Source organism: endosymbiont DhMRE of Dentiscutata heterogama (assembly GCF_002888635.2).
Lineage (GTDB): Bacteria > Bacillota_I > Bacilli_A > Mycoplasmatales > CGIF01 > CGIF01.
In genome coordinates, this window is record NZ_LN828718.1 from 267,987 (window position 1) to 287,864 (window position 19,878).

General features: G+C 31.4%; 31 protein-coding genes. 18 read left to right on the top strand and 13 right to left on the bottom strand.

Annotation, left to right across the window (positions count from 1 at the left end; genetic code table 4):
• Positions 1–85 precede the first annotated feature (85 nt).
• From DHMRE_RS01705 to DHMRE_RS01765, 13 genes are all read left to right on the top strand, one after another.
• Positions 86–1,243 (top strand): hypothetical protein, encoded by a 1,158-nt coding sequence (locus DHMRE_RS01705; RefSeq protein ID WP_322632660.1) that lies wholly within the window; start codon positions 86–88, stop codon positions 1,241–1,243.
• A complete protein-coding gene (locus DHMRE_RS01710) occupies positions 1,243–2,163 on the top strand; it encodes a hypothetical protein (RefSeq protein ID WP_322632661.1) in 921 nt (306 codons plus the stop codon). The genes DHMRE_RS01705 and DHMRE_RS01710 overlap by 1 nt, the downstream gene beginning before the upstream one ends.
• A gap of 1 nt (position 2,164) precedes the next feature.
• The gene (locus DHMRE_RS01715) at positions 2,165–2,323 is read left to right on the top strand and encodes a hypothetical protein (protein WP_322632662.1); all 159 of its coding nucleotides are present in this window, start codon (positions 2,165–2,167) and stop codon (positions 2,321–2,323) included.
• A gap of 5 nt (positions 2,324–2,328) precedes the next feature.
• Positions 2,329–3,297, top strand: coding sequence for a hypothetical protein (locus tag DHMRE_RS01720; RefSeq protein ID WP_322632663.1), 969 nt, complete (start codon positions 2,329–2,331; stop codon positions 3,295–3,297).
• On the top strand, positions 3,278–3,547 hold the full coding sequence (locus DHMRE_RS01725; protein ID WP_322632664.1) for a hypothetical protein: 270 nt from the start codon (positions 3,278–3,280) through the stop codon (positions 3,545–3,547). The genes DHMRE_RS01720 and DHMRE_RS01725 overlap by 20 nt, the downstream gene beginning before the upstream one ends.
• 2 nt (positions 3,548–3,549) lie before the next feature.
• Positions 3,550–3,909 (top strand): hypothetical protein, encoded by a 360-nt coding sequence (locus DHMRE_RS01730; protein ID WP_322632665.1) that lies wholly within the window; start codon positions 3,550–3,552, stop codon positions 3,907–3,909.
• 1 nt (position 3,910) lies between these two features.
• Positions 3,911–5,500: a hypothetical protein gene (locus tag DHMRE_RS01735; RefSeq protein ID WP_322632666.1), complete on the top strand. Its 1,590-nt coding sequence runs from the start codon at positions 3,911–3,913 to the stop codon at positions 5,498–5,500.
• Between the two features lie 21 nt (positions 5,501–5,521).
• Positions 5,522–6,199, top strand: a complete 678-nt coding sequence (locus DHMRE_RS01740; protein ID WP_322632667.1) for a hypothetical protein — start codon at positions 5,522–5,524, stop codon at positions 6,197–6,199.
• 208 nt (positions 6,200–6,407) lie between these two features.
• On the top strand, positions 6,408–6,611 hold the full coding sequence (locus tag DHMRE_RS01745) for a hypothetical protein (protein ID WP_322632668.1): 204 nt from the start codon (positions 6,408–6,410) through the stop codon (positions 6,609–6,611).
• Positions 6,612–6,630: 19 nt separating this feature from the next.
• Entirely contained in the window at positions 6,631–6,975 is a 345-nt protein-coding gene (locus DHMRE_RS01750) for a hypothetical protein (RefSeq protein WP_322632669.1), read from the top strand.
• A 13-nt stretch (positions 6,976–6,988) separates the two neighbouring features.
• A complete protein-coding gene (locus DHMRE_RS01755; protein WP_322632670.1) occupies positions 6,989–7,147 on the top strand; it encodes a hypothetical protein in 159 nt (52 codons plus the stop codon).
• Positions 7,147–7,329: a hypothetical protein gene (locus DHMRE_RS01760; RefSeq protein WP_322632671.1), complete on the top strand. Its 183-nt coding sequence runs from the start codon at positions 7,147–7,149 to the stop codon at positions 7,327–7,329. The genes DHMRE_RS01755 and DHMRE_RS01760 overlap by 1 nt, the downstream gene beginning before the upstream one ends.
• A 10-nt stretch (positions 7,330–7,339) precedes the next feature.
• On the top strand, positions 7,340–9,313 hold the full coding sequence (locus tag DHMRE_RS01765) for an AAA family ATPase (protein ID WP_322632672.1): 1,974 nt from the start codon (positions 7,340–7,342) through the stop codon (positions 9,311–9,313).
• Between the two features lie 77 nt (positions 9,314–9,390).
• Here DHMRE_RS01765 and DHMRE_RS01770 read toward each other — a convergent pair whose 3' ends face one another.
• The 4 genes from DHMRE_RS01770 to DHMRE_RS01785 are packed head-to-tail and all read right to left on the bottom strand — an operon-like array spanning position 9,391 to position 10,940.
• The gene (locus DHMRE_RS01770) at positions 9,391–9,729 is read right to left on the bottom strand and encodes a hypothetical protein (RefSeq protein ID WP_322632673.1); all 339 of its coding nucleotides are present in this window, start codon (positions 9,727–9,729) and stop codon (positions 9,391–9,393) included.
• Between the two features lie 5 nt (positions 9,730–9,734).
• Positions 9,735–10,016, bottom strand: coding sequence for a hypothetical protein (locus tag DHMRE_RS01775; protein WP_322632674.1), 282 nt, complete (start codon positions 10,014–10,016; stop codon positions 9,735–9,737).
• An 8-nt stretch (positions 10,017–10,024) separates the two neighbouring features.
• Positions 10,025–10,201: a hypothetical protein gene (locus DHMRE_RS01780; RefSeq protein ID WP_322632675.1), complete on the bottom strand. Its 177-nt coding sequence runs from the start codon at positions 10,199–10,201 to the stop codon at positions 10,025–10,027.
• Between the two features lie 16 nt (positions 10,202–10,217).
• Positions 10,218–10,940: a hypothetical protein gene (locus tag DHMRE_RS01785; protein WP_322632676.1), complete on the bottom strand. Its 723-nt coding sequence runs from the start codon at positions 10,938–10,940 to the stop codon at positions 10,218–10,220.
• Between the two features lie 146 nt (positions 10,941–11,086).
• Here DHMRE_RS01785 and DHMRE_RS01790 point away from each other — a divergent pair, with 146 nt between their 5' ends.
• The 5 genes from DHMRE_RS01790 to DHMRE_RS01810 all read left to right on the top strand — a co-directional run bounded on the left by DHMRE_RS01790 (position 11,087) and on the right by DHMRE_RS01810 (position 15,308).
• Entirely contained in the window at positions 11,087–11,254 is a 168-nt protein-coding gene (locus tag DHMRE_RS01790; protein ID WP_322632677.1) for a hypothetical protein, read from the top strand.
• 34 nt (positions 11,255–11,288) lie between these two features.
• Complete coding sequence (locus DHMRE_RS01795; protein ID WP_322632678.1) at positions 11,289–14,081, top strand: hypothetical protein; 2,793 nt, start codon at positions 11,289–11,291, stop codon at positions 14,079–14,081.
• A gap of 14 nt (positions 14,082–14,095) precedes the next feature.
• Positions 14,096–14,362 (top strand): hypothetical protein, encoded by a 267-nt coding sequence (locus DHMRE_RS01800; protein ID WP_322632679.1) that lies wholly within the window; start codon positions 14,096–14,098, stop codon positions 14,360–14,362.
• Positions 14,362–14,634, top strand: coding sequence for a hypothetical protein (locus tag DHMRE_RS01805; RefSeq protein ID WP_322632680.1), 273 nt, complete (start codon positions 14,362–14,364; stop codon positions 14,632–14,634). The genes DHMRE_RS01800 and DHMRE_RS01805 overlap by 1 nt, the downstream gene beginning before the upstream one ends.
• A 233-nt stretch (positions 14,635–14,867) precedes the next feature.
• Positions 14,868–15,308, top strand: coding sequence for a hypothetical protein (locus DHMRE_RS01810; RefSeq protein WP_322632681.1), 441 nt, complete (start codon positions 14,868–14,870; stop codon positions 15,306–15,308).
• Here DHMRE_RS01810 and DHMRE_RS01815 read toward each other — a convergent pair whose 3' ends face one another.
• From DHMRE_RS01815 to DHMRE_RS01855, 9 genes are all read right to left on the bottom strand, one after another.
• Positions 15,309–16,421 carry a hypothetical protein gene (locus DHMRE_RS01815; RefSeq protein WP_322632682.1) on the bottom strand — a complete coding sequence of 371 codons (1,113 nt, stop codon included), beginning with the start codon at positions 16,419–16,421 and terminating at the stop codon, positions 15,309–15,311.
• Entirely contained in the window at positions 16,422–16,586 is a 165-nt protein-coding gene (locus DHMRE_RS01820; RefSeq protein ID WP_322632683.1) for a hypothetical protein, read from the bottom strand. It abuts the gene before it with no gap.
• Positions 16,567–16,719 carry a hypothetical protein gene (locus DHMRE_RS01825; protein ID WP_322632684.1) on the bottom strand — a complete coding sequence of 51 codons (153 nt, stop codon included), beginning with the start codon at positions 16,717–16,719 and terminating at the stop codon, positions 16,567–16,569. The genes DHMRE_RS01820 and DHMRE_RS01825 overlap by 20 nt, the downstream gene beginning before the upstream one ends.
• 11 nt (positions 16,720–16,730) lie before the next feature.
• Complete coding sequence (locus DHMRE_RS01830; protein ID WP_322632685.1) at positions 16,731–17,198, bottom strand: hypothetical protein; 468 nt, start codon at positions 17,196–17,198, stop codon at positions 16,731–16,733.
• Between the two features lie 143 nt (positions 17,199–17,341).
• Positions 17,342–18,004, bottom strand: coding sequence for a hypothetical protein (locus DHMRE_RS01835; RefSeq protein WP_322632686.1), 663 nt, complete (start codon positions 18,002–18,004; stop codon positions 17,342–17,344).
• Complete coding sequence (locus DHMRE_RS01840) at positions 18,004–18,864, bottom strand: tyrosine-type recombinase/integrase (protein WP_322632687.1); 861 nt, start codon at positions 18,862–18,864, stop codon at positions 18,004–18,006. The genes DHMRE_RS01835 and DHMRE_RS01840 overlap by 1 nt, the downstream gene beginning before the upstream one ends.
• A gap of 34 nt (positions 18,865–18,898) precedes the next feature.
• Positions 18,899–19,153: a hypothetical protein gene (locus DHMRE_RS01845; RefSeq protein WP_322632688.1), complete on the bottom strand. Its 255-nt coding sequence runs from the start codon at positions 19,151–19,153 to the stop codon at positions 18,899–18,901.
• Positions 19,154–19,404: 251 nt separating this feature from the next.
• The gene (locus DHMRE_RS01850; RefSeq protein WP_322632689.1) at positions 19,405–19,578 is read right to left on the bottom strand and encodes a hypothetical protein; all 174 of its coding nucleotides are present in this window, start codon (positions 19,576–19,578) and stop codon (positions 19,405–19,407) included.
• 4 nt (positions 19,579–19,582) lie between these two features.
• The gene (locus DHMRE_RS01855) at positions 19,583–19,831 is read right to left on the bottom strand and encodes a hypothetical protein (RefSeq protein ID WP_322632690.1); all 249 of its coding nucleotides are present in this window, start codon (positions 19,829–19,831) and stop codon (positions 19,583–19,585) included.
• Between the last annotated feature and the right edge of the window lie 47 nt (positions 19,832–19,878).

Genomic DNA, 19,878 nt, shown 5'->3' on the forward strand with positions numbered 1-19,878 from the left:
GAAAAGGGAGAAATTTCTCTTTCCTGCATCTATTGCTGAAATCCTTGAACTCCAAATAGACATCAAAAAAAAATAGCAAATACTTATGAACAAGGAATTAAATAATAGTGAAACTGGTCTGAACCAAAAATTTTTTAAAGAAGTAATCGAAAACAGTCAACTTTCGGAAGAAAGCAAAAAAAGATTAGGCGATTTAGAAAAAGGGTGAAAAAATGATCAACCAAAAGAAATATTAAAAGAGGAGGATAAATCCAAAATCCAAACTTATGAAGAATTAGAAGTTAAAGATTTGCCGAAAGATTGAAGAGACCAATTAACTCGTTTAAAATATTTAGAAGGATTATTGGCCGATTACGAACCTAAAATAGAAGAATTAAAAACTTGAACGGATACTTTTGGAGAAAAAAAGCCGTTAGAAGTTCAAGAAAAATTTACTAATCTAGAAGAAGAGTATAATACTTTTAGGCAAAAAAGCGAAGAGCAAATTCAAGAACTAACCAAAAAATGTGAATTGGCGGAAAATAAAGTAAAAGAATGGGAACAATCTTTTCCTAATCAGACCGCTTTAACCGTTCAGCAGGAAAATGAGGAATTGAAAAAAAATTTAGGAGAATGAATTGAGAATTGAGGCGGTAAAGAATTAGAAGAAGTTAGAGCGGAATGAGAGGAGTTGGAAAAAAGACCTGATATTGCGATTACTTCACAGCAATTTTGGGATGATTATGTTCGAAGGGAAAAAATAGAACAAAGCAAATTGAAAGATGAAGAATTACAAAAAGAAAGAGAGAAAGTAAAAAAACTTACTGAAAAAAATAGAAAATTATTTTTTGCCGTTAACAGTTATAAAAAAGCAATCAGAACTAAAAAATATACCTTAATGAAGCCGGTAAAAACCATTAAGCAGGCTCGAGAGGCTATTGCTGAATTATTACAAGAGACCGAAAATGGGTGAAATTACTATTTAGAAGGTAATGATGAAAATATTACCAAGGCAACTCTTGAACTGGGGTTAAGCACTTGGGAAAGGGAAAAAGAAAAACAAGTTCAGCAGATTCTAGAATGAATTAAGGAAGCACGAGTTACTTTGGATTATGAAAAATTGCTGGAAAGGTGAAATAATATCATAAAAGAAAATGAGGAAAATGATTTTGACGGCACCCCTTATTTATTAAAGAAGTTATTAGAAGTCAAAGATTTTGAAGCACCCCCTGCTATTAACGCAAAAGAGGAAGAAGCATTATAATGGAATACGGCGATATTTATAAAAATTTAGATTGTTTTTACAGCTTTCAAAATAGTCTTATTAGAATTGTCAAAACTTATTATTTTGGCTTAGTTTGCAAATTAACGGGAGAGGGCAAATTATTGCCGATTTGGTTTAACTTTGTTAAAGTTCTAATCAATCATGGCAAAGTAGCCATTGTTGATTATGGTGGAAAACTCATGCTGGCTCAAATTGTTGATGGTTATGAAGTGCAAGGGGGCGGTTGAGCCAATTTAAAACTTTTATTCTTTGGAGACCAAAAAGGACAAGAATTCACTCCCCATCCCAGCCAATATGTTATTTTTCAATGAGGGGATGGACAACCTTTTGACCTCTCTGAATTTAGGCACGATATTTTAGAAATGTGATATTTAAAAGGATTAATTGGTTGAGATCAAGACAAAAGTAAAAAAAGGGTAGATGTGGAGTTTGAAAAAAATCCCGGTAAAGATGGTTGAAAGAATGTCTTAAATTCTTATGAAAGTGGGTTTTTGGGAGTAATTTCCCCTAACAAAGCCACTAATCCAATTAAAAAATGAGAATATTTTGCTCCCAAAGACACCGCGGAACGAAAACAATTGTGGCAGGATTTGAAAGAAGTAGAAAGCAGATTTTTTTTCAAAGTAGGGATGCGACATAATCCTTTTGCCAAAGAAGAAAGACAAAATAATCCAGAAGTAATGAGCGGTCAAGCCTACTTTGATGCCTGAGAATTAGACAAACAAGAAGGAGTTGTCCAAGGAATTTTAGATTTTCAAGGAAAACCATGGGGGGGCGGGAAATATAATTTACGATTTGGCAGTCAACCCGCTTTATTAATTGAAAATCAAACCACTCAATTATTATCCCATGTCAATTATCAAAATAATCAACCCTTTTTAAATAGTAAAAATGATTAATATGCTAACATTAGATATAAAATATAAAAACGGAGAAACCCGACACATTACTAACGACTTAAATACGGAGCAGTTAAAATCATTAGTGCGATATATTGAAAATAAAGAGGGGGCTTTGGCTCATTTCACCGAAATAAAAATAACACAAAAAACTAATTAACAAATATGACTAACATTAAAGAATGAATAAATACTGAATATAGTAAAAACGACCGTCCAACTCTAACTGATTTATATTTAAGCAGTGAAAAGTTAGAAGGCGATTTAAAATTGACCTGAGAAGAATTTCCCAAATTAGAAAGGGTTTGGTATAATCATAAATTAAGAGTAATAACCCATTATGACTTGGCTATTGCCACACTTTTGAAAGAGAAAGCACCCCAAGGAATATCTTTAGAAGTAGCAAATAATGTGCAAATTTTAAAATATACTCCAATTGAAGAAGTGATGGAAAAATTATACCCAGAAAATGAGCGAGCCGAAATTATCACTTTGAATTTAACTCAAAAAGGATTGCGAGGGACTTTGGATTTAGGAGATTTTGAAAATCTGAAAGAACTAACCATAAATATGGATTGTCCGTGGGGTAGAAAATACACTAAATCTAATTACATTACCGGACTTAATTTGCCCGAAAGTTTAACCAAATTAACTTTGACTAATAATCCAATAAAAAGAGAATTAGGAACTTTGGTCGGTTTAACTAATTTAGAAGAGTTGAATTTAAAAGGAGATAGCAAATATCCCGCTCAGTGAATTGGTTCTTTAAAAGAATTAGAAAACTTGGAAAAATTAACTAAATTGGATATTTCTTATAATCCAAATATTAAATTAGGATTAGAAAATTTTGAGAATTTGGAAGAAGTAGAAGTAAAAGGAACTGTTTATGAAAAATCTCTGAAATCTTTCAATGGTGATGTGAAGGCTTGAAAAGTAATTATTTATCCGGAAAAGGTTACAAATAAAAACACCATGGAAACTCGAAGAGCCGAAATAATTCAGAAAATTAATGAATGTTTAGAACATTCTCATGGGTTCTTAAAATTTTTAAATGAAAAAGGTTATACTAATCGAGATTTAGTGAATAAAATTGAATTATTAGAAACTAGAAATCGTGAATTACTTGCTCAATAAAGAACCTAATTTCATCTATGACCCTCAAAAAAGCGAGTGAAAGACTATTTTTGTTCCTCTTACCAAAAAAAGACAGCAAGAATTAGCCCAAGCCAATAAAAGTCAAGGTTGGAAAAATAATAATAAAAATACTTCTACTTCGTCGAAGGCTTTTGCCTTTCCTTATACTTTTAACAGATTTAAGCAAGCAAAATCAACTAATCAATATAAAATCACTAAACCAAGTAGAATTAAACAAAATTATAAGTAAAAATGCCTAAATGTTGAATCCATAGCGAAACGGCGGAAAAAAAGCCCACTAAACCCTTAAAAACTCATCCGGGATTTCCTGAAGACAGTATTAAGCAGGGTTTAGCACTGGCTTTGGTTTCTAAATCTCAACAAATTAGGGATTGAGCCATTCAGCCTTATCGTCATTGAGAATTTGAAGGTAACATTAATTTGATAAGGAAGTTTAAAAAAGAAAAAAAACTTTTAACCCAATTTTTAAAAAGTTATGGAATAGAAACGGACGAGTTAGCAGATTTAAAAACTTTTATTGATAATTTGCTTTTGAAAGAACAAAAATACCAAGAATTATTAGACAAAATAGAATTATTAGACATATTATAGAATGACAATTACCCAACAACAAGCCTTTGATAAATTAGATCAATTAGTTCTTAATTCAAAAAAAAAAGACCAAATTATTCAAGAAAAGGACCAAGAAATAATTAGCAAAAATGATCTGATCGCTCGATTAGACGCCATTATTAAAGGCAGTGCTATTATCTTTCAAAATCGACAGCAACGCATAGAAAAATTAATGATCCAGTGTCAAAAAGACCAACACAAAAAAGAGGCTAGTAAAGAATATATTGAACATTGTAAGGAGGATATTAAGCGTTTGGATGAGGAAAAGAAAGAACTGGACCAAAGAATAGAAGAATTAGAAAACTTGAATGAAGAAAACAAACGAGTAAGAGATACTGAAATTAAAGAATTACGGGAAAAATTAATCAATTTAGCCCAGATGAATGAAAATCTTATAAAAGTAGACCAGCAAGTTTACGATATTTTAGGACAAGTTTCTCAACAAACTGGATTACTCCCTCGCGCCCAACAAGTAGTCGCTATTTTAAAGAAACCTAAAAGAGAGATAGAAACTCAAACCGATATCACCATTCCCCCAACTGACCAATGAGAGACTGATTTAGAAAAATATAAGCAAGATATCCAAAAAGAACAAAATAAAGTCTCTCTTTTACAAACCAAACTATCCAATTTACGACAGGAGATAAAAGATTTACAAGAACAATCTCAAATAAATCTCATTGAAAAAAAATTACTAACCTTTGTAAGATGGAAAGACTGAAAATCTAGTGACTACCAAAAAATAAAACAAAAATTAGAAACAGGCCAACTCGCCTACGAAAAAGTGGACTGAGGTCAATTACATTCTCCTTATACAGAAATCAGAACTAAATTATTAGAATTAGTAAATGCTCTAATTGAAGGTAAAGAAAGCCAAGAACAATTAGAAAATAGAAATAAAGAATTGGAAGAAAAGTTAAAAGAAGGAGGTTTGAATGAGGTAGAAAAGGAATTACTAAAATATATGGTCCCTGATTGGCAAACTACTGAAACCCTTACTGGAAATCTCTTTGAAACCCCAAAACCTGATTACAATCAGATATTACAAGAATTACAAGGTGAAAAGTGAAACAAATTAAGAGAAGAATATGAAAATATTAGACAAAAACTAATCCAATTAGCGGAAAAAGAATTAGAAGTCCAACAAAATCAACAAACTATAACTGAACTAACCCAAAAAAAAGACCAATTACAAAAAGATTTAGACTTAGCCACAAAAACCAAGGAAGAATTGGCTGAGGAATTAGCAATAGAAAAAGGGTGGTGGGATAAGTGGATAAATGGAGATGATGGAACAAAACAATCACCTATGTTTGACTTTGTGGCTAAAAAAGTTTTTGTGGATGAAGGTGGTTGAGTTATGAGGGAAAAATCATTTGAACTTTCTTTTATTTGTCCTGATTGACATTCCGAGACAGGTTTACAAAACCAAATCTTTCCTAAATTTGAAATCAAAACTACCAAACCAGAAAAACAAAATATCAGATATGGTAAGCAAATCATCAAATTTATTTATGAGTATTATAGGTGAATTTATGATATAAAAATCAATAATCCTAGTGGTTTATAAAAGGTGTAAAATTACTATATTATGGTAAATGCACAAGAATATATAAACAATAAATACAAAAAGAATGTCACTTATCTGAAAGTAGAGGAACCAATCTCCGATAAATTAACCGGCAGTTTAGATTTATCCGAATTTACTAAACTTAAATGAATCAGTATTACTAAACAAGAATTAACTAGTTTAACTTTGAATAGTCCAGATTTAGAAGTTATTAATTTAGCCGAGAATAAAATTAAAAGTTTAAGTTGATTATCAACTTTGCCTAATAAAAATAGTCTAACCAAACTACATTTATTCAATAATGAGATTACGGATGTTGATTTTAATTTGCTTACTAGTTTTCCCAATTTAGCCTCAATTCATTTAGGGGCTAATCCTTTGAGTTATCTGCATGTGGACAATTTAACTAGTGAACAATCTGAATTATTAAAAAATTGAATTGACGATAAGAAAATAAATATTACTTCCTTAAAAAATAATTTATCGCTTAATCTTTTAGGACAATTAGTAGAATTAAAAGAAGAGAATGAAGAGTTGAGAGGAAGAAAGGAACAATCTCAAAATGAAAAACTAAAAGCCCAAATAGCAAGGCTTGAAGAAGAGAACACCAATTTAAGAAAAGCCCAAGCAGAGGCAATGAAACAAATAAGAATTGGATTAGAAAAATTAGAGGTTAATATAGAGGTTGCTCCTAAATAATTAAGTATTATATGGTCGTAATAGAGCAAAATAGTGAAGAACCACCGCTCAAAAGCAAAAATAAATCTAATATTTTGTCGGAGACCAATAATACTTGATGGCGGAAACACAAAGAAGATATTTTTATCTGAACTTCAATTGGTAGTTTTATTTTATCTCTTTTACAATTTATTATTTTTATAGTTAAATGTTTCAGGAAATAAAGTCTATGAAAACAAAAAAAGAATTAAATCAGAATAGTAAGTGGCAAATTATCCCCGCTAATTTGCCCAAGGGAATAAAAGTGGTGTTATGATGTGGAGAAATTTTTGTTAGTAAAAACCTTGATTGGCAAACTCTTTTAAAATTACTTAAAGAGGCAGGATTTAAACATTTGGATTATGGACAAGAAAACGCCGAACGGAGGTGCTAACTAAATAAAAACTCTTAATATGACTAACATTTTTACTTGTAATAATTGTGGTGAAGAAAAAGATTTAAAAGAATTAGCCAGCACAGTTCCAGTTTATAAATCCGAACCAATTAGAACTTGTCGGAAATGTTATGATTTATATCATAATCCTCCCAAAGAAAAAAAGGAAGAAAAACGCTTCTTTTGTTCTTTTTGCCGATTTGAAGTTATTAGCGTTAAATATCGAATAAGGGTTTCAGTTTCCGAACCCAATGAATTAGGTTTAAAAAACGGAGAAACTTATAATTTTTGTTCGGCTTGCCGAAAAAAAGTAGTAGAATATAATGAGGGAGAAGAAGATAAAGAAGCAGAAATTTGAGAATAAAACAGAAAAGGATATGGAAAATAAAGAACTAATCAGAGAAAAATTAGAAAAAGCAATGAAAAATATTCACAAAATGAACAAAAAAGAATTAGATGAGTTAGAAGAATATTTAAAAAAATTGCCAGAACCAGTGCCAATAAAAATTTACTTCAGTGGCTATAAAAAAACTTAATGAATGAGAAATTATATACTTTTACCTGCGACATTTGTGAAGAAGAAAAAGAAAACCAAAAAATGCATAGGGAAAGAGTAAACGGAATTGGCATAGACCCAAGCAAACTATGTAAAATTTGTGATGATTGTATTAAATGAGCAAATATTATTAAACCAAAAAAAGATGAAGGTTTTATGTAAAAAATAAACTATGGCAAGAATTATTGACAAATTTCCTACTTTCACAAGTTTTTTCAATGATTATAGTGCTAATTTTTTAACTGATGATGAAAAAAAAGATAAAATTGTTAAAACGGCTCATTTAGTAATTGCTCGTAGTGTTTACTATCGATATCGTGAAAGAGATTATTTAGGAGAAGAAAATGATTTTTTTGGAGACATATTTAGCAGAATAAATACTGATTCCGTCTCTTTTGCCAGATCACAAAAAATATTCACTAACATTATTGAGCCTTTAAAAATAAAGGACAAAGTCTTGTTTGTCACTGAAGTCAAAACTGAGCATAGTAAAAGTAATGAAAAAACAACTGAAACCCCTCAAACTACCGAGCAAACTAATATTCCGCTTGTCAAGGGAGAAAATCTTTCAAGTGGAACTTATGGTCGAGCTCAAATTTTAAAACAAAAAAAACAAGAATTAAAAACATTTGAAAGAAATACAATCAAAGGCCGTAAAGTTTTGAATGATGATGGCACTGTAACATATAAAGATACTTACGATATTGAAACAAGAAAGGGAGAAAAAAACTGATTAGGGAGATTAATAAATGCTTTACAGCATATCAAATTCGATGTTACAGAAATTGTTGATTCTTATTGAAATCTTTTTAATATTTATGTTAGCCCACCAATGGGAGAATTCATCACTTTGCCCTCTGGCAAAAGAAAATGAATTGTTTTGGAAGATGATGAGGAAGAAGACTTTTTACCCACCTCGAAAAAGAAAAAAACTACTGACACTGATGATATTACTTGGAAAGAATGAGTGGCAATTTGTGGTAAAAAAGGAGTAACGCCAACTGAAGAAAATTATTATTTAGAATGTATTACTCGTTATCGGGCTAGAAAAGAAAAAGAAAGAGCTCCGGCCGGTTCCTTAACCGCTTTAGCAATTGACAAGCAGAAAGAATTGGCTGATGGAATAATTAAAGGTTGAGAAACCCCCAAAGCCATTCCTGATTTAGATAAATTTGATAATGTTATGGATAAAGTAATTGGTTTTACGGAGTTTAAAAGAAAATTCAAAAAATATATAGTCAATTTAGAAGATGATGTTAAAAAAGGTAAAAAAACTGAGCAAACTATTTATGTTTTACTTGGTCCGCCCGGGATTGGAAAAAGTTATATTTGTGAAATTTTGAGTGAAGCGACAGGATGATATTTAATTAATGTTGATTTGGGAGGCCGAACTGATACCGGAATTTTAGAGGGAGTTAGTCCGGCTACTAAGTCTGCTTTTGCCGGAAGACTTTGCGAAGGCTTGGCTGTGGCTAAACAAAAAACAGCAATTATTCTTTTGGATGAGTTTGAAAAAGTAAGGGATGAAGGATTAGAAAATATGTTAGGTAATGTTTTAGACATTAAGAAAAATAAAGATTTTCGCGATCAATTTTTAAGTTACCGAATAGATTTATCACACTGCATTATCATTTGCACTGCTAACTATGCTAAACAGGTTAAAGATTTTGTTCAAGACCGCGCTACTTTCGTTAACATCGAGCTTTATACTTATGAGCAAAGAGAAAATTATGTAATAAATACTTTAAAGAGAAAACTAGCGGGGGATGAAAATACTGCTCGATATGCTAATCAGATAAACAAAGATTTTTGCAAATATATCATCACCGAGGCCTGGGGATTAAGGCAAGTCAATGCTAACATTGAAGAAATTGTCAAAAGTTTAAAGTTCTATGTTTTAGAGGAAAAAAGGGGAAAAGAAAAGAGTATTGAAGATTTTACCAAGCCTTCCAAGATAGAAACAACTCCCACTCGTTTCAACATGGTCTATAAAAATGGACAGGAAATAAATTTAAATAGAATTAGAACAGCCAGCAAAGTTGAAGATGAAATTACTAAAAAAGAAAAAATAGTGACAGTCTGAACTGAATTAACTTGACCGGATCACAAATTTTCAGTAGAACCAAAATTGAGTTGGACTTTGTAAAAATTAGCATGCCATATTCTAACATGTTTTTTTAATTGCTACAATACTAAGTTTTTATAAGTCGAATAGAATAATTTCTAACTTTTTGCATTGTCAGTTGAATTATTCTTTTTATAATCAATTCAAGCCTCAGGAACTTTTCCGCAACAAGTTATAACAAAGTAAAAAAATATTTTTTTTGTTGTTTCATCTTCTTCTATTGTATAGAAATCATAATTAGTTAAGTATCAATTGTTTTTACCAAAATAAACATCAGCATGCTGATAAAGATTAGATAAAACATGTTGCGTAATAAAATTAGGGTTGTCTTCTAAATTTTTAACCTCAACAAATTCTTTAGAAACTGATATTGTAAATTCTTTTTCTCTAAATGTTAATCCTGTATCAGTAATAAAGTCTGTATATTTTTTATTCATATATTTTAATTTTTATCATTTTTCTTAAACAATCTTTCGAATCTAGACTCGTGCTTTTTCATTTCTCTTTTCGCTATTTGAAATGGAGCATAATGTTTGGTAGCACAATTTCAACAAAGTTTCTCCTTTTCTCCTAATTTTTCTAGCAAATATTCATAAGTTATCATTATTTTATCTGAGTTTTTATCATTTGCTAATTTGTCTGCATCTGAATATGGCATTATATAACTTATTAATTCGCAACAACTGATGGTTTTTAATGTTTTATTAGTTTCTGTCTTTTCCATATGTTTTCTTATTTTTTGTGAACGAATGACAATTTATTTATCATTTCTTTATAGATTTCTTGCTGAAATTTTTGCAAAATATTTTTCTCTCTCTCGGTAATTTGACATTTTTCTATCATTCATTTGATATTTTTAATTGTTTCTATGGTATCATTAACCATTTTAATATTTTCTGTATCTGTCATATTTTTTAAAATTTCACTATCTTTGTTTTTTCCTAGTTAGGAAGTAAATAACCACTCCAATTACTAGAATAATCACTATTCCGCCTCCAATTACTCACGGAGAACCTCAATTAAAGCCATTTTTGCTCTCTCTCTCTCTCTCTCTCTCTCTCTCTCTATTATTGCCGCCGTCGCCATATTTCTTTCTTAATTCTTGTAATCTTTTTTTTTGATTATTATCTAGCATTTGAGGAGTTAATTCCTCTATGTCTTCTAGTTCTTTTAATTCTTCTTTTTCTTTATAAATTGTTCCGCATTCTGTTGAACATGCATTGTCTTTGTCAATAGAACCGAAAGGGTCAAAGTGAAAACTTTTTCTAACTTCTGGTTCGGTGCTTCATTTGGAACAAACATTACATTTTACTACATTGCCACTTCTATAAAACATTGGTTCAAATGCCGGTGCATTAGGATCATATTCTTCATCATCATCTTCGTTAACTTTATGGGCTTCAACATCACTATTTGTAATATGATATCCATTTCCGCAAATTTTTCCTTCATCGACCATTTTTTTGTATTGTTCTTTATTCTTTTCTCAACAATCAAAACATAATTTTAGTCATTCGCCTTGATTATGTTCTCATTCGCTTTTAGTTCCGATTGGAATATTAAAGACACTTCCTTCCTCGCCATACTTACTTTTGATTTTTGGTAAAACTTTTTTACACAAACTACAATTTTTGTTTTTGTCTACCATACTATTTCTTACTTTTTCCAGACTTTAACTGACTGTTTTTTTGCTAGTTTCTATATTATTTACCATATCTATTTATACTTTTACTATAATTATAATTTTATTGTATACATTTTTTTTATACAAATCAGAACCTAAATAATTTAATAATGGTTAATTTATCAACTTATTTCAAAGAATACAACCAAAAACCCGAGCGAAAGAAATATCTTGCTCAAAAGGCTCGCGAAAGATATTGTAAACAAAAAAAAGGAACTGGGAAAATAATTTGCCCGAATTGTAAAACAGTTTGCGTGCTTAGTTTGGAAGTAAAGTAATAGGTATTTCTAATAACTTAAAATTAGTTAATAAATGGCAACGATCCAACCAAATCTAGTAATTACTGATGAAGATGTTGAAGTTAATCCCGAACTTTGGATACAAAAAATAAATGTAATCCTTTTTAATGATACATCTGGCAAAAATTACTGAAATAGAAATTATATTTTTATTCCTCATCACAAAAGATATAATGAGGCGGTTAAATGAATAAAAGACACCAAATTTCACGAATATAGTTGCCGAATTGTTAAAAATACGGATAACGAAATACAAGTAGTTACTCAAAATATGTTCGGTGATCGAAGAGTTTTGGATGATAAAGAAAGAGAAATACTAGTTAAAATTAGAAAGAGAATCTATCAAGAGATAAATAATACCAGCGAAAATAGTTATCAAAAAGAGTTAGAAAAGGGGTTGAAACTAACTACTTATGAAGAATTTTATTACTTTCCTTATTCTGGCTTATTTACTGAAGAATTAGCAGAATTGAAAAAAATAGAAGAAAGAAAAAAAAGTAATGCTGGCAAAAATTATTTTTCTTATGACTTCGCCCGACCTGATTTAGCGATTTTGTGGAGAAAACAACTCTATTTTGTTACTCAACATTTTTACACTAACAATTACCAACTTTATATTAGATTTTGAGCAAAAAAATGTCTTTTAGCAATGTATTATTGAAACTGGATGAGAAGTGCCGGATTAGGATATTTAGAGAGAGGGCCAGTTACGAAAGATCCGGATAATAGGAAACATTTTCCTTTTTGTTCTGATTTAGGAAACAAAAAGATTTACCATAATCCTTTTAAGTCTTACCAACCGAAATTAGCGATCTTTAGGGCTCATGCTTTAGGAAAAGAGTCGATGAGTATGTCGGAGGAGGGCATTGGAGGAGGAGGTTTGAATGGAAAAATGTCTTTTCCGAGCGAAGTAGCACTTGAAAGATTTAGTATAATAGGAATTAAATCGGGGATTCTTGGTTCTTTTTTTTCATCAATAGCCAGTTTTGCCAGAGGTCCATTTAACGCACTGAGAAAATTGGCTCGTGAAATAATTTCGGGAGAAGTCTTTTTAACTATTGGTTGCGGAGAACAAGAAGATACTTTGCCTGCCATAGGAACTGCAAGTGTCAAGAATACTTTTTTTAAAAAAGAAATGTCCGGAGAAGAAGTCTTGTTCGAACAAAATCCTAAAATTGCTGAGTGATTAAAAAAACAACCTCATTTGTGAAGTCATGTCACTTTCCATTTTTACTTTCTTCAAGAAATTGTTTTACCAGCCAATGCACTCTATTTAGGAATTAAAGAAAAGGATGGAAAATTTGTGTTGCCTTGAAAACTTTTTTTAACTAGTGGACCAGGTTCGGTTAATTATCGTTTTGAGTTCGCTCATTTAGGAGCAAATTATAAAATTAGTTCGTCAGAAACTTTTTATCCACTTTTTAACCTTTTTTCTATCATTAAATCGTTTAAAGTAGAAGCGGCTACATTTGGAGCGGGTGCCTCTTGGAAAGAAGATACCACGAACGAATTTATAAAAAAAATAGGTAGTAATAATCAAAAAAAGGGCAAGTTTGAAAAAAAAGCAGCCAGAGATAAAAAGGCTGCGGAGAAAGCCGCGGAATCAAGCAAACTAGTCAATAATGCTGATCCAGATGCATCAAGTTCTATTGATTATCATTACTCCTTCACCGATTTATTTCACCATTTAACTAAAGAAAGTCTTTTTTATCGAATTTACATTAGCGAAACGTTGTATAATAATTTAAAATGAGCAAATAATAAGGAAGGCGAAGTTAATTTGCCAATAGAATGAGAGAATTTTGGAAATTTTTCGCAGAAAGTAGGAATGTGGCAGTGGAGAGATGTTTATTTAGAAAACGATATCGATAATTTTTTCACTGGAATAATGGAGAGAGGGTATTATTTAACGGAAGGAGAGAAATTGACTAATCCAGACTTTGGCTATGAAAGAGTCGCAAATTATTCTAAAATCTCTGGAAATGCTTTTGATGCTTATTTTGCGGAAGAAGAAAGAAAAGAAGAAATAACTGAAGAAAAAGTTGCGGATGGACAAACGGGGAATGTTGGTTATGCCCACACCACTTTCTTACGACCCACTAATCCTAGTCAAATGGATTTGTGACTAAATCAGTTGAGACCGATTAGTCCCGACCCTTCTAGTGAAAAAGGTTGATGTTGAGGTTGTTTCTCCCACCAAATCAATACTCATGGAGGTAATGGAACTGAAATGAAAGTCGATGGTTATTTTGAACCAACTGAGGATACCGACATCGAATTTTTCATGATAAAAAACGACACTACTACTAGGCAAGTTGCTAGTTGTCAAGCCGGAATTAAATACGAGGTTATTTTGCGAAGAACCAATACCACTATTGATGTTTACTTTAAATCAACTACCTCTTACACTACTTTTAAAGAAGCAAAAAAAATTTCTTCTCAAAAATTAGATGAAAAAGAATTAGAAAATATGGAGGGGGAAAATGAGGAATTTAAAGAAGAAGAATTAGATTTAAATGAAGTGGAACAAGAAAATCTTTCAGGAGGTGTCGGCGAAGGATTGGAAAGAGAAAGAGAAAATGAAGATGAAAAGGAGCAGGAAGGGGAAAAGGAAGGAGAAAAAGAAGGTGAGGGGGAAACCGAAACTGAAAAAATTGAGAAGGAAAAGGAAAAAGAGGGAGAAACTGAGCGAGAAAAAGCCGAAAGAGAAAAATTAGAAAAAGAAAAAGCCGAAGCCGAAAAGCAAGAGCAGGAAAGGCAGGCACAAGAACAAGAGAATGAGGGAGAAGAAGAGGGCGAAAATTAAAAAAAATATAAATTATGGTCAGTAAAGATATAATCAAACAAAAATTATTCAAAGAAAAACCTCTTTTTAACGATGAAGAAATAATTGATGCTCATGTTGAAATTTATCAATTAGTTCAAGATGAAGTTAAGCAAGAGTTGAAAAAAGATGATGACAAATTGCGAAATGATTTTATTGATTCGGACAACAAAATAATTAGTCAAGTTAATGATAACGTCAAGGAAATTAATGATTTAAAAAAACGCATGAATGAGGTTATTGAAAGACTTAACAAATTATAATGAATCAACTTTATATAAACTGAAAATATAATGGGCAAATTATTCTAACAACACGCGAAATTGATTATCATTGTAGCATTGATAGTGTGAAAGTAGAGAAAAAAGGAAGTCAAATTTTAATTACTTTGATGCCGAAGCAAAAAGAAAAAGCGAGTAAAACTTTTACTTTCCAACCAGTCAAAGGAGTTAACGCATTAGAAGTTTGAACTGCGAATGGGGAATATCACCAACATGATATAAATATCATTTTACTGAATTTGGCGAGGAAATAATCAAACATATTGAAACTAACGAGCAAAAGAGGTATTTTTGCCCCATTTTGGTCTCCAGCAACACCCATTTCAGTCTCAAAAGACAAAAATAGGAGAAAAAAACACTTTTTGAAAAACTTCAACTCCCAATCTATTTGGCATAGTAAAATTGACTAATTGGAATACCTTTTTCCTTATACTTTAATAAGTAATTGAATAAGGCTTTCCGGACACATTGTTTCTAAAATAACTATATGAGGCAAATTCCAACTAAAAAAGGCAAAAAGTGGACTATTTTGGGTGGAGAAAAGGTTAGTTCACGAAAATTAAGTGAGTGAGGGCGACTCGGTGGTCGACCTCGCAAATGAACTAATGAGGCAGAAAGAAAAAAATGAATGAGACAACAAAAGGCCTTATCGGAAGGTCGGGAATTAAGGGCTTATCGCAGTTATGGCGAAGTTCAGATTAAGAGTTTTGGCAAATGTTCTAATTGTGGAAGAAAATATTCACCTAGCGAAATGTTGGAAAAAATTAAATTTGGAAGTGAACGACTTTGTTGAACCTGTGCCTATTCCACCGTGGAGCAACTAGAACAAAAAATAGCAATTGGGCGGGCTGGTAGCAATGCTGAACGAATTCGGCGAAGCCGAGAAAAAAAAGAGGACGATGAAGAAGACGAAGAGGAGGAAGAATAATTAACGAACAGTCTTTATCTGCTCCAAAAATCAATCCCTACTCCGGAAATCAGTAAAAAATAATTCCCCGTCTTTTAGCATATTTACTCAATTACTCATTAATTTATCTTTATCGCGCAAAACACATTCTTTTAATTTACTTTTGGCTTTTTCTTCTAAATTAAAGCAATAGTTAGTAATATCACTATCCACTTCTTTTTTGTTCTTGGTAAAATGCATCAGAAAGTATTTTTTATTTACTTCCCGTTCTCCTAGTTCGCAAAAAAAGAAATCTTGCACCGCGTGTTCTATTTTGTATTTTTTAATTCCTCCTCCTTTTGTGTAAAGAGAAATCATAAAATCGTCTCAATTAACTAAAAAGGGGTTAATTTTTTCTCGTAGAGACCGGGAATGAGGGTCTTCCTCTCCCTCAATAAGATTGATATATAATAATCATTCCGTCCCTTCTTCATCCTTCACTTTTTCCAGCACCCCACCATTATCCTCCTTTTTTTCTTTTTCTTCGGCTAATTTCTTCAAATTAATCAAATTCTTATAAAAGGCGTCTAAAAATCAAGCACTTCAAATGTAGGGGTTGCCGAGAAAAGTTATTTTAGTTTTAAAAGGAATTTCTTGGCCATCTTTGTCCTTTCTCTTTTTTAAACTATCGATCAAATCATTAAACATTCACTGCTCTGTTTTTAGTTCAGTTTTTTTGTGTAAAACTAAAAATTCTCCGTCAATCGGAATGGCTTCTTCAAAAATTATTTCTTTAAAAGTAACCCGAGCAATTTGTCCTCTGAATCTGCTAAAACTAAACAAATCACAAAAATAGATTCTTCGCTTGCTGTGATAGTAAACGCCTTTTTCATGAAATTCAAAAGAACTATACTTAATTCCAGTCTTTTCACAAAACTTATAAGTTAAGTCTTGAAAATAAGGTTTGGAACAATCCAAACTGTCATGCCACCTTCTTCTTATTCAAGCAAAACAAACATCGTTATTACTGGTTATTTCTTCTAAAAATTGTCAAGCCTTAGTATCGGTTTTTCCTCGTCCGCGAGCAGTTAAATATATGTGGAAAGCAGCGACTATGTCATATATTCCAGTTCAATCAATTAAGTTTTTAATCATTTAGTTGTTAGGTTCTTCGGGCGGTTCAAAGTTATCTCTTCCGCATTTCATACACTTATTATCTTCATTAAACAGTCAACATTTACAATCCCCATTATCTAAGTAGAAAACTCCGTTGTTTCCTTTTTTTCACTCTTTATTAGGCTTATTTTTTTGTTCGTTCATTAGTCTTTTGTTTTTCTCAATTAATTCAATCCTCGTTTTGGGCTTGCTCTCATTGAGCCGACAATTTTAACAAATGGGGATTATTAGTGTAGCATTCTCGATAGGCTTGTTCTAATTTGTCTTTGCCATTCATATTAATCATTTTTATTTATTTGTGTCATAATTATTCCCTTTCCAAATCCAGTAAACTAAAAAAGCATCTACTTCATGAACGCTAATATTTTTATCTTGGTAAGTTCAGGCCTTTCCTCTCTGATAATTAAGACCAGCAATTCCTTTTTCTTTATTTCTAATTTGTTCTTTCATTTGTTGGGTTTGTTTAGCGGAAACGGTATTGACTTTCAAACCCGGAAAGTAATAAGCAAGAGTGTCGATTGCCGCAAATAATTTAAGCAGATTAATTATATCCCTACCGCGATTAACTGGTCCGACATAATTATTAATTTCGTAAACAACTGTATCAAATGAGTATTCTTTTACTAGTTCTAATATTTTCTTAAAATGTTCTTTTCAGTCCTTATTTTCGCATTTTAGAAAGGTTATTTCGCTTCCAACTATACATATTCCAGTAGTGCCAGTCCCGGAGGGGTCTATAAACAATTTTTTATTCATTTTTTCTTTAAAAATTTTTTTTGCGCGCGTGCATGTATAATATTGCTGGTTTTTGCCGCCGACCGACGGGGGCGAAACCGAAGTAATAGAATACTGAAGGTTGAGCCTCCCAGAGGGAGGCCTCACACCTTTAATCCAGTTATCTAATTGACTTGGTTTTCCCCGTCTGTGTCGGGTGCTCCCGCCCCCCCAGAATTAGGCTGAAGCTGAGAAATTGGCTCAGTTCCAATCGGATAAAAGTCGTAAATATCTTTACCAAAAATCGAATTTCAGTATTTAAAGAGCAAATCCTGATTCAAAATTTCTAGTTTTTCAACTTGGGTTCATTTCTCCTCTGGTAAATTATACTTTTTGGCTTTTAAAGTCGTTTTATTTGTTAGTTTTATTAAATAGTAGATTTGTCCGCGTCTCTTGTTTTCTGGCCCAAATATTTTCTGAGTTATTTCTACAACCTGACCAGTCATTGAAGAAATTGACTTTTTAGTATCTTTTTCCTCGCCATAAAAGTAGACAACTTTTTTGGCAATAGCATCCAAACAATTATCATCCAACTCATTTCTAGTTTTACCTAATTGACTAAACAGCATGTCCATAATTTCAGGTTTGGTTTTTTGCGGACAGTTTTCTCAAAAGTTAAATGATAATTTTTTTTGTATTTGTTCCGGAGTTTGATTGGGAAATTGTTTGGTTCACAATTCTAAACTATTCTTTAAATTATCTCTTTCTTTTTCTAAATCCTTATTTACTTTTTCTTTTTCAGTTATTTGCTCTTTTAAAGAAACTATTTCACTTACTTGATTTTCCATTAATTAATTTTTCTACTTTTTAGAGAAGCCGACAGAGGATGAAGAGATTGGGGGGGGGGGGGTGAAGAAATTCATAACTTACTGTAGTCCTGATAAATTTCTTCGTAAGAATTATGGATGTAAGAAGAAGTAGTTTGGATATCACTATGTCCCAATACTTTTTGAATAGTTGTTAAACGTATTCCCATTTTATTAGAAAGAGTAGCAAACGACCTCCGAAAGGTGTGAGGACTGATTCGCTTGTCAAGACCCGCCCTCTTAACCTTTTTTTTAATCATGGACCAAACTCCTTTTTTGTCCATCTGCCCCCTTAGAGTCTTAAACAAGTAATCAGAACTACCATTAAAATGTTTTGCCAAGAAATCAGGGAGAGGAATGTACCTAAACTTATTTCCTTTTCCGTGTATTCATAAACTTCCATTTTGATAATCACAATGTCTAATGTTAATTAATTCACCGACCCTTACTCCGGTATAGAGTAAAAAAACCAACATTAGATTATCGCGCTGGGTGGTGCTTGATTTGTTTTTGGTTTTTGCTTGCTTTAACCGCACCAACTCAGTTTCATCAATAGTAGTAAAAAATTTTTGTTGCACGACAGGAACTAGCCTAGTAATTAGTTCTCATTCAATCGATATCTTTTCAAATTTAGCATAGGAAGACAAGGCTCTTAGAATACATTTTAAGGAGTTTGGGTGATATTTGCTTAAAATTTCCTTAAAAAAATTAACAATTTCGGTGGTGTCCACTTCTTTCTTTCTATACTTCTGCAATGCCCAACTATAAATTTGCACAGTTTTCTGGGACAAATTTCTTCTTTCTAACCATTTTTGATATTCTTTTAGATTTATTTTTACCATATGTATATTTATTAATTAATTTATACTTAAAAAATTATGAAATGATTTTGCTGTAAATATAGACTCGAAAAACACGCCTTCTCTTCTCATTTTTAACTTCTTGCAAATACTGCCCTTTATCATTATAATACAAGTCAAGTAAACAAGAGTTGCAAATATACTTTCCCTTATTTTCTTCTTTTTCAGTCCAGTATTCCCAATCATTTTTTAAAGAGTAACCTTTTTTGGAAAGGACATATTCACGAGTTATTGGTCGCTGACATTTAAAACATCTTTCTTTTTTAGTCATTTTTAAAATTTTTTATTGTTTTAATCTTTTTTTCTTTTTCTTCATCATCTATATAAATATTTTACTTTTTTCATTTTTATTAATAAATATATATATAGTAAGTTAGTTGAAAGTGAAGTGGTAAGAGTTAAACTCAAAACCTAACCTGTATAATTGATAAAATTATATATATAAATTTGTTTATAGATTTTGAAAATCTAATCTCTTTGAAAACTGAAAGATTAATTTCTGAGAAAAGTGTTTATCTTTTATTAACAAGTTAGGGAATTATCCCTAAAAAGAGTTAATAATAATCCCCCCACTAACACCCCTAAACTAGCCCAAATACAAACTCCTAACAAGAATTTAAATTTATCCAGCAAATGATAAAAAGTAGAAAAATTGGAATAATTAGTAAGAATTTGTAAGTCTTTAATAATTTCCATCAATTTATTTTTTAACTTTTTTAGGGCTTTTTTCTGGTTTATTACTTTCTGTCCATATTTGGTAAAAATTCTCAGTTAGCAGCGAAATTACTTTAATGCTTCCGTATATAAGAAGTATTACTTCCCAATTTTTATCGCATATTCTTCATATTATCTTTTCTAATAATTGCTGAGTAGAAATTTTTTGGCTAGTAACTGGAGCAGTTACCAAATTTCAGCAGTTCCACCATGCTTTGGCCGTTAATAGGTTCATAAACTAAGTGCGGCAACGAATTTAATCATTATTTGTTCCAAGTAATA